General features: G+C 58.6%; 10 protein-coding genes. 8 read left to right on the top strand and 2 right to left on the bottom strand.

The features are described from left to right. The first annotated feature begins 104 nt into the window (after window positions 1-104). The gene (locus QOM10_RS06700) at window positions 105-2387 is read left to right on the top strand and encodes a bifunctional diguanylate cyclase/phosphodiesterase (RefSeq protein ID WP_316917772.1); all 2283 of its coding nucleotides are present in this window, start codon (window positions 105-107) and stop codon (window positions 2385-2387) included. On the opposite strand, the gene QOM10_RS06695 is transcribed toward QOM10_RS06700, so the two are convergent. Then, entirely contained in the window at window positions 2278-3174 is an 897-nt protein-coding gene (locus QOM10_RS06695) for an NAD(P)-dependent oxidoreductase (protein WP_316917771.1), read from the bottom strand. The genes QOM10_RS06700 and QOM10_RS06695 overlap by 110 nt on opposite strands. A 194-nt stretch (window positions 3175-3368) precedes the next feature. On the opposite strand from QOM10_RS06695, the gene QOM10_RS06690 reads away from it, so the two are divergent. Continuing rightward, window positions 3369-5567: a hypothetical protein gene (locus tag QOM10_RS06690; protein WP_007918508.1), complete on the top strand. Its 2199-nt coding sequence runs from the start codon at window positions 3369-3371 to the stop codon at window positions 5565-5567. A gap of 280 nt (window positions 5568-5847) precedes the next feature. Here the strand turns inward: QOM10_RS06690 and QOM10_RS06685 are convergent, their stop codons facing one another. Beyond that, window positions 5848-6168, bottom strand: a complete 321-nt coding sequence (locus tag QOM10_RS06685; protein ID WP_160038587.1) for a DUF2288 domain-containing protein — start codon at window positions 6166-6168, stop codon at window positions 5848-5850. Between the two features lie 352 nt (window positions 6169-6520). Here QOM10_RS06685 and QOM10_RS06680 point away from each other — a divergent pair, with 352 nt between their 5' ends. The 6 genes from QOM10_RS06680 to QOM10_RS06655 all read left to right on the top strand — a co-directional run bounded on the left by QOM10_RS06680 (window position 6521) and on the right by QOM10_RS06655 (window position 12120). Next, window positions 6521-7648: a branched-chain amino acid ABC transporter substrate-binding protein gene (locus QOM10_RS06680; RefSeq protein WP_316917770.1), complete on the top strand. Its 1128-nt coding sequence runs from the start codon at window positions 6521-6523 to the stop codon at window positions 7646-7648. A 231-nt stretch (window positions 7649-7879) separates the two neighbouring features. Then, on the top strand, window positions 7880-8803 hold the full coding sequence (gene livH / locus QOM10_RS06675; protein ID WP_007918526.1) for a high-affinity branched-chain amino acid ABC transporter permease LivH: 924 nt from the start codon (window positions 7880-7882) through the stop codon (window positions 8801-8803). After that, entirely contained in the window at window positions 8800-10056 is a 1257-nt protein-coding gene (locus tag QOM10_RS06670; protein ID WP_038358181.1) for a high-affinity branched-chain amino acid ABC transporter permease LivM, read from the top strand. The genes livH and QOM10_RS06670 overlap by 4 nt, the downstream gene beginning before the upstream one ends. Continuing rightward, the gene (gene livG / locus QOM10_RS06665; RefSeq protein ID WP_077571419.1) at window positions 10053-10820 is read left to right on the top strand and encodes a high-affinity branched-chain amino acid ABC transporter ATP-binding protein LivG; all 768 of its coding nucleotides are present in this window, start codon (window positions 10053-10055) and stop codon (window positions 10818-10820) included. Before QOM10_RS06670 ends, livG begins: the two co-directional genes overlap by 4 nt. Continuing rightward, window positions 10821-11522, top strand: coding sequence for an ABC transporter ATP-binding protein (locus tag QOM10_RS06660; RefSeq protein WP_003222380.1), 702 nt, complete (start codon window positions 10821-10823; stop codon window positions 11520-11522). 292 nt (window positions 11523-11814) lie between these two features. Then, the gene (locus QOM10_RS06655) at window positions 11815-12120 is read left to right on the top strand and encodes a DUF2282 domain-containing protein (protein ID WP_127926114.1); all 306 of its coding nucleotides are present in this window, start codon (window positions 11815-11817) and stop codon (window positions 12118-12120) included. Window positions 12121-12141: the final 21 nt, after the last annotated feature.

The raw sequence follows: 12141 nt of genomic DNA, 5'->3' as shown, positions 1-12141 counted from the left end.
GCCAATGTGCCACTACCCCTTGCACGGCTAAAACCGCCTCTATACTCCAGTCATTCGCCTGCGTTCACCGCGCAGTCAGGACGACTTCAGAGATGGGGCATGCTATGGAGTGGCTTGGTTTGCAGTTTGTTACCGAGCTGCCGGAGAGCGGGCAGGTCATCCTCGATTGCAGTCACAACCCTCTCCTGGTGATGGTTGCGTATCTGGTCGCCTGCGCAGCCAGTTTCGCCACTCTGGATATGGCTGAGCGCGTTGTAAATGCCGAAGATCCGGGGTCGCGGCGGATCTGGCGCTGGATCGGCGCGACCTGCCTGGCCGGCGGCATCTGGGCCATGCATTTCATCGGCATGCTGGCTTTCCAGACACCGATCGACATTCAGTACGACCTTGGCATCACCCTTTTCTCGTTGCTGATTGCCCTGCTCGCCTCTTGGCTGGCCATGCAAACCCTGAGCGAAGCGCAGCCGAGTGCATTGCATTGCTTGAAAACCGCGTTTGTCATCGGCCTGGGCATCGCCGGCATGCATTACGTTGGCATGGCGGCGATGAAGTCGAGCGCCACCGCCTACTATCAGCCAGGACTGTTCGCGCTGTCTGTGGCGATCGCCATCGGCGCCAGTTTCGCCGCGCGGTGGGTGGCCCGCTATCTGAGCGAAGGCGGCGGCGTGGCGCATCAGTTGCTCAAGTACAGCGCTGCGCTGATTCTCGGCGCCGGCATCATCAGCATGCATTTCACCGGCATGGCTGCGCTGGATCTGGTTCTTCCCGAGGGAGGCCTGACAGCGAGCGGCGGCGATAACGGGCATCTGCAACTGGGCCTGACCGTGGCGCTGATCATCCTGCTGATCCTTGGCAGTGCGATCAGTGCAGCGCTGGCCGACAAGAAACTGCAGAACAAAGAAGAGGATCTGCGCCGGGTCAACGCCCTGCTTAGCCAGCTCGATCAGGCGCGCATGTCGCTGCAACAAGCGGCCAACTACGACGCCCTGACCAACCTGATCAACCGCCGCGGGTTCAACCAGATCTTCGCCGAGAAACTCTGCCAGAAAGCCACCGAGGGCGGCATGCTCGCGGTGATGTTCCTCGACATCGACCACTTCAAGCGGATCAACGACAGCCTCGGTCACGACGCCGGTGACGAACTGCTCAAGGTAATCGCCCAGCACATCAAAGGCTCGGTGCGCAGCCATGAAGACGTGGTCGCGCGTTTCGGCGGCGACGAGTTCTGCATCCTCATCAACCTGCATGACCGCGAAGAAGCCCGCAATATGGCCCAGCGCATCATGCTCAAAATGAAGGAGCCGATCGAACTGGCCGGGCGCCGCATGGTGATGACCACCAGCATCGGCATCAGTCTGTTTCCGGAAGACGGCAGCACCTGCGAAGAACTGCTCAAGCACGCCGATCTGGCGTTGTATCAATCCAAAGGCGCGGGACGTAATGGCCTGCACTTTTTCAGTTCCAACCTCAAGACCCGCGCCAGTTTCGAGCTGCAACTGGAAGAAGAACTGCGCCATGCCCTGCGCGAAGAAAACGGTCTGACGCTCTATTACCAACCGATCTTCGAACTGAAAACCGGCCGTGTCACCAAACTGGAAGCGCTGATCCGCTGGCAACATCCTCTGCACGGCTTGCTGACCCCGGATCGTTTTATCACCATCGCCGAAAACAACGGCCTGATCGCCGAACTGGACAACTGGGTGCTGCGCCGCGCCTGCAAGGATCTGGGTGAACTGTCACGGCATGGCTGCGAAGAGCTGAAAATCGCCTGGAACTGCTCGCCACTCAACCTCACTCGGGAAGAACTGGCCAACGAAATCGAACAGGCATTGCGCAGCGCCGGGGTGGCGCCGGAACGGCTCGAACTGGAAGTCACCGAAAATGCGCTGATGGGCAACATCGCCAACACCCTGGTGCTGCTGCGGCAGATCCGCGCGCTCGGTGTGTCGCTGTCGATCGACGACTTCGGCACTGGCTACTCGTCGCTGGCTTACCTCAAGCGCCTGCCGCTCAACACCTTGAAGATCGACCGCTCGTTCATCCTCGACATTCCCACGGCAACCGCCGACATGGAGATTGTCCAGGCGATCATCGTCATGGCGCACACCCTGCATTTGCAGGTGGTCACCGAAGGCGTGGAAAGCCTGGAGCAATACGAATTTCTTGAACGCTCGGGCTGCGACTTCATTCAGGGTTACCTGCTCAGCCGCCCGGTACCGCTGGACGAGCTGCGCCCGGTGCTGGAAGAAATCAATCAGCGCAAACATTCACACGCGCTCAATCCGTTGATTCTGGCGCGCGGTACATTTGCACCAGTGTCGCTGGATCCTGCGCCAAAAAGCCCTGCGCCCCATGCAGGCGCATCAATTGTGCGGCCAATCCGCTGATCGGCGTGGCCGAGCCTTGTTCGCGGGAAAACTTCACTGCCGTATCGAGATCCTTGAGCAAGGTGCGTACGTGCCACTTTATTGGCTCGAAGCGGCTTTCGGCCATTTGCGGTGCGAGTATCTGCAACGGTTTCGAATCAGCAAATCCACCGGCCAACGCTTCGGCGATCAGGCTCGCATCGACGCCGGACTGCTCGGCCAGCGCCACCACCTCGGCGATCACCAGCGCATTGCAGGCAACGATCATCTGGTTGCAGGCCTTGGTCACTTGCCCCGCGCCGATGCCGCCCATGTGCGTGACGCGCTGACCTAGGTTGAGCAGCACTGGGCGCACGCGTTCAAGATCCGCCGCCTCACCACCGACCATGATCGCCAGACTGCCCGCCTCGGCGCCGACCACGCCGCCGGACACCGGTGAGTCCAGCCAGGCCATGCCGGTTTTCTCCAGCAGTTGCGCCGCCATTTCGCGAGTAGCCGTCGGTTCAAGGCTGGAAAAATCCACCAGCAACTGGCCGTTTTTCGCGCCTTCGGCGATACCTCCAGCGCCAAACACCACCTCGCGAACCACCGCCGTATCGGCCAGACACAACATCACCACGTCGGCGTGTTCGCACAGTTCAGCCGGACTCACCACCTGCCGGGCACCGGCCTCGACCAGTGGCGCGCACTTGGCCGGGTTGCGGTTCCACACGGTCAGCGGGTAACCCGCTGCCAACAGACGCTGGCACATGGGCAGGCCCATCAGACCGATTCCGGCGAACCCCAACGAAGGTAGCGTTGACATCATTTTGCCTCTTTTCGATTAAAGATCGCCGAATAATGGCCGATTTATCAACGATCAGGAAAGGATTCCCCCCAGCGACAGTCAGGCCAAAACCCTGATGCTCGGGCTCAATTCGCGCACAAAAGACGCGAGATCTTATTCCGTGAGGTTCGTAGGCAAAGGCCAGCGAGCCAACCAGTCCAGGTATATGGCGCACAATGACTTCTAAAAACAATCCCGCCACTGCGGTATCCGATCTGACTTTGAGCCCCGCCGCCAACAGCCCGTCATCGTCGAAGCCATTGGTCCCGTCGCGCCCGCTGTCGACTCAGCAATACCTGTACTTCACCGAAACCAATACCGACCGCATCCTCGACAACCTCGACGGCCTGCGCGATCTGGTGTTCCCGCGCCCACCGCACCTGGAAGGCGACAACGAACAGCATAACGATCAGGAATTCCCCTCGGTGTGCCTGATCGGCCTCGGTCGCTGCGGCTCGAACATCGCCCTTGATGTCGCGGAGCTGGTGTACAACGCGCGCAAGTTCTACCTCAACGAATTCAACAACGAAGACCGTGCGGCGGATCGCCGACTGGCCGACAAGGGCTACAGCCCGGCGCAGTGGATCAAGAACAACTTGCGCATCGGCCCGAACAAATCGACCAAACCGGTGTTTCTGGTCGAACCGCTGGTGATGCTCGGCGACCTCGACAAGGACATCGCCGGGCGTATCCGGTTCTCGCGCAAGGGCGAGAAAAGCGGCTTCCTGCGCGACTACAGCAAAATGAAGATCATGGACTTGTCCGAAGTCCACGCCGGTGGCGCCGGTAACGCGCCGATCCTCGGCCAGTACCTGGCGAAGATCATCCTCAACAAGGACACCCAGCGCTTCTCCAGCCCTGACTGGAAAATGATCCACTCGTACCTGATCGACAGCTGCGGCATCAAGGCCAACCAGTCGCGCCTGTATTTCTCGATCTTCAGTGCCGGCGGCGGTACCGGTTCCGGCATGGCTTCGGAATTCGGTCTGGCCCAGCAGCACTCGTACATGAACAAGACGTTCGACACCAAGCCGATGGACGAGCATGACGGCAAGAGCGGTCATTCGTTCGTGTTCGAACCGATCTTCACCAGCGGCATCTGCGTGCTGCCGAACATTTCCGATCACCGCAGCGAAATGTCCGAGGCGCTGCACATCAACGCCGGTCGCCTGCTGTGCAAATACCTCTCGGAAGAATGGGATTTCTCCTACAACTTCGCCAATGAAGACAGCAGCGAAGCCAGCGTCATGGGCCGTATCCGCCCATGGAACGCAATGATGCTGATCTCCAACGACATCATGCGTTACGCCGAAGAGAGCGATGACGGCAACATCCAGAACATTGATGTCAATGCGATGGAAAAGCACGCCAACCAGTACATCTCGCAGCAGATCTTCAACATTCTGACGGCGCAGGCAGTCACCACTGACTACGACCAGAACTACTTCCGCCGCGCCGGCATCGACATTGGCGAAACCATTCGCCTCGACGCCAACGACTTGTTCATGAGCCTGGCCGGCCCGGTGGCGATTGCCTACGCCGAATCGGTGGTGCCAGAAACCCCGCCGCCGAGCAGCGACAAGTTCAAGGTGTTCGACAAAGAGCCGCAGCGCCTGAACATCGACGACCTGTTCTTCCGCTCGATCGACCTGCCGCACTTCAACAAAGTGACGCAGGCGATTGAAGGCATCAGCCTGTTGCCGATCGAGTCCAAGCGTTATCGCGCTTCGCTTGAGCAGTACAAGAATTCCGGCTACGACGCCGCCGCCCTGCACGATCTGCACTTCTTCAAGAATTGCTCGTCGGTGGTCTCGATCGTCTCGCTGCCGAAAGACTACAAACTGTCGTACATGGACCTGAATCGGTTGAAGACCCACCTCAACAGCCTGTTCCCCAACACCACGCTCAAGCGTTACGCGCTGGTGATCGGCGCCTCGGCCAACCTGTCGCTGACTACATTGATCGCCAAGAGCCCGTGCCTGTCGGATGACTTCCTGACCCTGATCGTCGCATTCATCAAGCGCTGCTTCGCGAAGAATCCGTACCGTTTCGACGAGACCCTGGACAACTCGATCCTCGATTTCATCATTAACGAAGAGTTCGACGAAGACCGCATCGACGACCTGCTCAACGAGTTCGAGAACCCGGCGAAGATCCTCGATACCAACTGGTACGCGATCAAGCCGATGTACGAGAAGAAGTACCGCGAGCTGATCAACGACAAAGAGAAGTTTGTCTCGATCAATGACATTCGCCTGTCGCGTGATTGCGTGAAGAAGTCGATCAAGTACCTGCGCGAGATCTACCGTCACCGGATTGGCAAGACCAAGGTTATTTCCCTCAATAACCATACCGGCAAGTCGTTCTCGGTCTGATCTGAGAACGAGTCGCCCCATTCGCGAGCGGGCTCGCTCCCACAGGGGAATACATTCCAAATGTGGGAGCGAGCCTGCTCGCGAAGAGGCCTTCAAATTCACTGAAGATTTCGGCCTTTCCAACATCCAGAAACAATTAAGCAGCCGTTAGGCTGCTTACTAAACTGTTCCCGTTACGTTTACGTCACCGTGAGGCCACCCGCGCTTGTGGTGTTTCTCTACGGCAACGTGCCATCACGCTACTCCGCTACACACTTTTCGCTGACGACAGGTCGCACCATCAAGGTGCAACGTCAGAAGCGACTGCCCTTTCCTGGATCAGAATCCACGGCGAAACCACCACCGCCCACAACGAAGGATCGCGCTCGAAAAGATCCAGCGCCCGCGTTTCAGAGAGCTTGGCGACCTTGTCTTCGGCCAGCCAGGCAGCGACTTTCTCGCCTTCGTCCGACGCTACGGCCTCAGCAGCCGCGATCAAATCCAGGTCAGGGTCGACCCACAATAGGGCACCCTTGGCGAAGAACGGCTCCAACTCTTTCCAGGTAATAGATGCGGTTTCACCAAGCAGCTTGGCATAGAGGGTGCTAGGTTCTTGATTCATGGGTGCTGTCCGGAAAAGAAATCGACGCGAATAATAACGTCGGTGGTCCGCCAGCAAAACCCGGTTGCAAAAGGCTGCACCGAACGAAAAGAGCAGGAACGCCAAGGAATGCTGCTGATTGGGCTATATGCCCACGAACGCCCCGCCGCAATTCTGTCTTTTTCATTCAAAAATGCGACACCCCCAAGTTTTGCCCCTCGGCGCCCGCTTCCCAGGCTGACAACCGGCGCTCTACACTGTACCGGTACAGTTGCCGGGGGCATTTCCGGAGGGTATCGCAAAGATATCTGACCCGGTTCTGCTGCTACGGCGCCAGAACTCAAAAAAATTACAACAGTAAGAGTGGAGCACTATGACTAAGGCTACTAAGCAGATTTCCAAACTGTTTGCCGCTATGGTTCTGGCCGGGGTTGCCAGCCATTCGTTCGCAGCTGACACCATCAAAATCGGTATCGCCGGTCCTAAAACCGGTCCAGTAGCCCAGTACGGCGACATGCAGTTCAGTGGCGCAAAAATGGCCATTGAGCAAATCAACGCCAAGGGCGGCGTCGACGGCAAGAAACTCGAAGCCGTTGAATACGACGATGCCTGCGATCCAAAACAAGCGGTAGCGGTTGCGAACAAGGTCGTCAACGACGGCGTCAAGTTCGTGGTCGGTCACCTGTGCTCCAGCTCCACTCAACCGGCTTCGGACATTTACGAAGACGAAGGCGTGATCATGATCACCCCGGCTGCCACCAGCCCGGACATCACCGCCCGTGGTTACAAAATGATCTTCCGCACCATCGGTCTGGACAGCGCCCAGGGCCCTGCCGCCGGTAACTACATTGCCGATTACGTGAAACCGAAAGTGGTTGGCGTGCTGCACGACAAACAGCAGTACGGTGAAGGTATCGCCACCGCCGTCAAGTCGACCCTCGAGAAGAAAGGCGCCAAGGTTGCCGTGTTCGAAGGCGTCAACGCCGGCGACAAAGACTTCTCGGCGATCATCGCCAAGCTCAAGCAAGCCAACGTCGATTTCGTTTACTACGGCGGCTACCACCCGGAGCTGGGTCTGATCCTGCGTCAAGCCCAGGAAAAAGGCCTGAAAGCCAAGTTCATGGGTCCGGAAGGCGTGGGCAACGACTCGATCACCCAGATCGCCAAGGACGCGTCCGAAGGCCTGCTGGTGACCCTGCCGAAATCCTTCGACCAGGATCCAGCCAACATCGCCCTGGCCGATGCTTTCAAAGCGAAGAAAGAAGATCCGAGCGGTCCGTTCGTGTTCCCGTCCTACTCGGCGGTTGAAGTGATTGCCGAAGGCATCAAGGCAGCCAAATCCGAAGACGCGACCAAAGTGGCTGAAGCCATTCACGCCGGTACCTTCAAGACCCCGACTGGCGACCTGAGCTTCGACGCCAAGGGCGACCTGAAAGACTTCAAATTCGTGGTTTACGAGTGGCACAACGGCAAACCTAAAACTGAAGTATCGCCTCAGTAAGGCGCTGCCTGACTGACTGCCAATAAAGCCCACGGCGTGCCGTGGGCTTTGTTTTACGAATGTATTGGGCCGCGCTGGCGTGATCCGCCAGTCTCCCCACCTGAAAATCTCAAAACCGTCATCAGCGGTTCGCTGGCAAAACCCGGATTCGAAGTGGATAAAGATCCACGGGGCCGGGCGGGAAAATGACTCCACCAGTGAAATGCGTATCAGGTTTTTAGGAGCGCTGTAATGCCTGACATCTATCACTTCTTCCAACAGCTGGTTAACGGCCTGAACGTTGGCAGCATGTATGCCTTGATCGCCATCGGCTACACGATGGTTTACGGCATCATTGGAATGATCAACTTCGCCCACGGCGAGGTGTACATGATTGGCTCCTACGTGGCGTTCATCGCCATCGCCGGGTTGACCATGATGGGACTCGACAGTGTCCCGCTGTTGATGACTGCGGCGTTCATCGCCAGCATCGTCGTCACCAGTTCCTACGGTTACAGCATCGAACGGATCGCCTACCGCCCCCTGCGCGGCAGCAACCGTCTGATCCCGCTGATTTCCGCGATCGGTATGTCGATCTTCCTGCAGAACACGGTTCTGCTGGCGCAAGACTCCAAGGACAAAGCTATCCCCAACCTGATTCCGGGCAACATTGCCTTCGGCCCAGGTGGCGCACAAGAAGTGCTGATTTCCTACATGCAAATCGTGGTGTTCGTGGTGACCCTGATCGCCATGCTCGGCCTGACGCTGTTCATCTCCCGCTCTCGCCTGGGTCGCGCCTGCCGCGCCTGCGCCGAAGACATCAAGATGGCCAACCTGCTCGGCATCAACACCAACAACATCATCGCCCTGACCTTCGTCATTGGTGCCGCGCTGGCAGCCGTTGCGGCTGTACTGCTGAGCATGCAATACGGGGTGATCAACCCGAACGCCGGTTTCCTCGTCGGCCTCAAAGCCTTCACCGCTGCGGTACTTGGCGGCATCGGCAGCATCCCCGGCGCCATGCTCGGCGGGTTGGTGCTTGGGGTGGCGGAAGCCTTTGGTGCCGATATCTTCGGCGACCAGTACAAGGACGTCGTGGCTTTCGGCTTGTTGGTTCTGGTGCTGTTGTTCCGTCCGACCGGCATTCTGGGCCGTCCGGAGGTTGAGAAAGTATGACTAGGAATCTTAAACAGGCACTGTTCAGTGCCTTGCTGGTGTGGGCCGTGGCCTACCCGGTACTCGGTTTGAAACTGACCATCGTCGGCATCAACCTGGAAGTGCACAACACCAGCCCGACCGTGCTGGCGACCATCGCCATCTGTTCGGTGCTGATGTTCCTGCGCGTGCTGTTCAACCAGCAGATCAGCAAAGCCTGGCGTGCGTCGCCGGGCCTGCCGCTGATTCCGGCCAAGGCGAGCAACTTCCTCACCCTGCCGACCACTCAGCGCTATTTCATCATTGCGCTGATCCTGGTGGCGCTGGTGTGGCCGTTCTTCGGCTCCCGTGGCGCGGTGGACATCGCGACGCTGATCCTGATCTACGTGATGCTCGGCCTCGGTCTGAACATCGTCGTCGGTCTGGCCGGTCTGCTCGACCTCGGTTACGTCGGTTTCTACGCCGTCGGCGCCTACAGCTACGCGCTGCTGTCGCACTACTACGGCCTGAGCTTCTGGATCTGCCTGCCGATTGCCGGTCTGATGGCGGCGACGTTCGGCTTCCTGCTGGGCTTCCCGGTATTGCGTCTGCGCGGTGACTATCTGGCGATCGTGACCCTTGGTTTCGGTGAGATCATCCGTCTGTTCCTGCGTAACCTGACCGACATTACCGGCGGTCCGAACGGCATCAGCAACATCGAGAAACCAACGTTCTTCGGTCTGACCTTCGAACGTAAAGCGGCGGAAGGCATGCAAACCTTCCACGAGTATTTCGGCCTGCAATACAACTCGATCAACAAGGTGATTTTCCTTTACCTGGTGGCGTTGTTGCTGGCGCTGGCGGCGCTGTTCGTCATCAACCGCCTGCTGCGCATGCCGATCGGCCGTGCGTGGGAAGCGCTGCGTGAAGACGAGATCGCTTGCCGCGCACTGGGTCTGAATCCAACGATCATCAAGCTGTCCGCCTTCACCCTCGGTGCTGCGTTTGCCGGTTTCGCCGGTAGCTTCTTCGCTGCGCGTCAGGGTCTGGTGACGCCGGAATCGTTCACCTTCATCGAGTCGGCAATCATCCTCGCCATTGTGGTGCTGGGTGGCATGGGCTCGCAGCTGGGTGTGATCCTGGCCGCTGTGGTGATGATCCTGTTGCCGGAAATGATGCGTGAGTTCAGCGAGTACCGCATGTTGATGTTCGGTGCCCTGATGGTGTTGATGATGATCTGGCGTCCACAAGGTCTGCTGCCGATGCAACGCCCACACATGGAGTTGCGAAAATGAGCCGTGAGATCCTTAAAGTCGAAAACCTGAGCATGCGCTTCGGCGGTTTGCTCGCGGTCAACGGTGTGGCCCTGACCGTCAAGGAAAAACAGGTGGTTGCACTGATCGGGCCGAACGGCGCCGGCAAGACCACCGTGTTCAACTGCCTGACCGGTTTCTATCAGCCTACCGGCGGCAGCATCCTGCTGGACGGCGAGCCGATTCAAGGTCTGCCGGGCCACAAGATCGCCCTCAAAGGCGTGGTGCGTACCTTCCAGAACGTACGGTTGTTCAAGGACATGACGGCGGTCGAGAACCTGTTGATCGCCCAGCACCGTCACTTGAACACGAACTTCCTGGCCGGCCTGTTCAAGACCCCGGCGTTCCGCAAAAGCGAGCGCGAGGCCATGGAATTTGCCGAGTACTGGCTGGAAAAGGTCAACCTCAAGGAGTTCGCCAACCGTACCGCCGGCACCTTGGCCTACGGTCAGCAACGGCGTCTGGAAATCGCCCGCTGCATGATGACCCGTCCGCGGATCCTCATGCTCGACGAACCGGCCGCCGGCCTGAACCCGAAGGAAACCGAAGACCTCAAGGCGCTGATCAGCGTGCTGCGTGAGGAGCACAACGTCACCGTGCTGTTGATCGAACACGACATGAAACTGGTCATGAGCATTTCCGACCACATCGTCGTGATCAACCAGGGCACGCCTCTGGCCGACGGCACGCCGGAACAGATCCGCGACAATCCTGAAGTGATCAAAGCCTACCTGGGGGAAGCGTAAATGCTGCAGTTCGAAAACGTTTCCACCTTCTACGGCAAGATCCAGGCCCTGCACAGCGTCAACGTCGAAGTCCGTCAGGGCGAGATCGTGACCCTGATCGGCGCCAACGGGGCCGGCAAGTCCACGCTGCTGATGACGCTGTGCGGTTCGCCGCAAGCGCACAGCGGCAGCATCCGTTACATGGGTGAGGAACTGGTCGGCCAGGACTCGTCGCAGATCATGCGCAAAAGCATCGCGGTGGTGCCGGAAGGTCGTCGGGTGTTTGCCCGTCTGACCGTTGAAGAAAACCTCTCGATGGGCGGCTTCTTCACCGACAAGGGCGACTATCAGGAACAGATGGACAAGGTTCTCGGACTTTTCCCACGCCTGAAAGAACGCTTCAACCAGCGCGGCGGCACCATGTCCGGCGGCGAACAGCAAATGCTCGCCATCGGCCGTGCGCTGATGAGCAAGCCCAAGCTGCTGCTGCTCGACGAGCCGTCGCTGGGCCTGGCACCGATCATCATCCAGCAGATCTTCGACATCATCGAACAGCTGCGCAAGGACGGTGTGACGGTGTTCCTGGTCGAGCAGAACGCCAACCAGGCGCTGAAAATCGCCGACCGCGCCTACGTTCTGGAGAACGGCCGCGTGGTCATGCAAGGCACCGGTGAAGCACTGCTGACCGACCCGAAAGTACGCGAGGCGTACCTCGGCGGTTGATGTGTTTCGCCCAACAAAAAAACGGCCTTCGGGCCGTTTTTTTGTGCCTGCACGATTTTCAGATTCTCCAAAAATCCCTTGTAGGAGTGAGCCTGCTCGCGATGGCGTCGTGTCATTCAACATCGCCAGTATCTGACATGACGCCATCGCGAGCAGGCTCACTCCTACAGGGTTTTGCGTTTTTCCAAAAAGATTTTGAGCAGGCTGTAACGCAACGCCACCTCGTTTCTCTAGAGGGACAAGCAAGCGCAAACGCGCTTGTAAAAACCCTGACCAAGACTGGAGAAACATCATGACTGCTACCACTCGCACCCTGTCCGCCACCGCCCTGGTTCTGGCCCTCGGTTCTGCCCTGAGCATGGCTGCTGTATCGACCGTCCATGCCGCAGACGCCGACATGGAAAAATGCTTCGGCGTGGCCATGAAAGGTCACAACGATTGCGCCGCAGGCGCAGGCACCACCTGTGCCGGCACGTCGAAAATGGACTATCAGGCCAACGCCTGGAAACTCGTTCCGAAAGGCACCTGCGCCACCACTGAGAGCAAGACTTCGCCGACCGGTTTCGGCCAGCTGGAAGCCTTCAAAGCCAAGTCCTGATCGTTGGCCTGCCTGAGTGAC

Source organism: Pseudomonas sp. P108 (genome assembly GCF_032613195.1).
In the GTDB taxonomy this organism is placed as follows: domain Bacteria; phylum Pseudomonadota; class Gammaproteobacteria; order Pseudomonadales; family Pseudomonadaceae; genus Aquipseudomonas.
Note: the sequence above shows the minus strand (reverse complement) of the source record. Positions and strands in the feature narration are given on the sequence as shown.

Excerpts from the sequence above, each read along its gene's own strand:
- livH (WP_007918526.1), top strand. The coding sequence starts at position 7,880 with ATGCCTGACATCTATCACTTCTTCCAACAGCTGGTTAACGGCCTGAAC.
- QOM10_RS06685 (WP_160038587.1), bottom strand. The coding sequence starts at position 6,168 with ATGAATCAAGAACCTAGCACCCTCTATGCCAAGCTGCTTGGTGAAACC.
- QOM10_RS06700 (WP_316917772.1), top strand. The coding sequence starts at position 105 with ATGGAGTGGCTTGGTTTGCAGTTTGTTACCGAGCTGCCGGAGAGCGGG.
- livG (WP_077571419.1), top strand. The coding sequence starts at position 10,053 with ATGAGCCGTGAGATCCTTAAAGTCGAAAACCTGAGCATGCGCTTCGGC.
- QOM10_RS06695 (WP_316917771.1), bottom strand. The coding sequence starts at position 3,174 with ATGATGTCAACGCTACCTTCGTTGGGGTTCGCCGGAATCGGTCTGATG.
- QOM10_RS06690 (WP_007918508.1), top strand. The coding sequence starts at position 3,369 with ATGACTTCTAAAAACAATCCCGCCACTGCGGTATCCGATCTGACTTTG.
- QOM10_RS06680 (WP_316917770.1), top strand. The coding sequence starts at position 6,521 with ATGACTAAGGCTACTAAGCAGATTTCCAAACTGTTTGCCGCTATGGTT.
- QOM10_RS06655 (WP_127926114.1), top strand. The coding sequence starts at position 11,815 with ATGACTGCTACCACTCGCACCCTGTCCGCCACCGCCCTGGTTCTGGCC.
- QOM10_RS06660 (WP_003222380.1), top strand. The coding sequence starts at position 10,821 with ATGCTGCAGTTCGAAAACGTTTCCACCTTCTACGGCAAGATCCAGGCC.
- QOM10_RS06670 (WP_038358181.1), top strand. The coding sequence starts at position 8,800 with ATGACTAGGAATCTTAAACAGGCACTGTTCAGTGCCTTGCTGGTGTGG.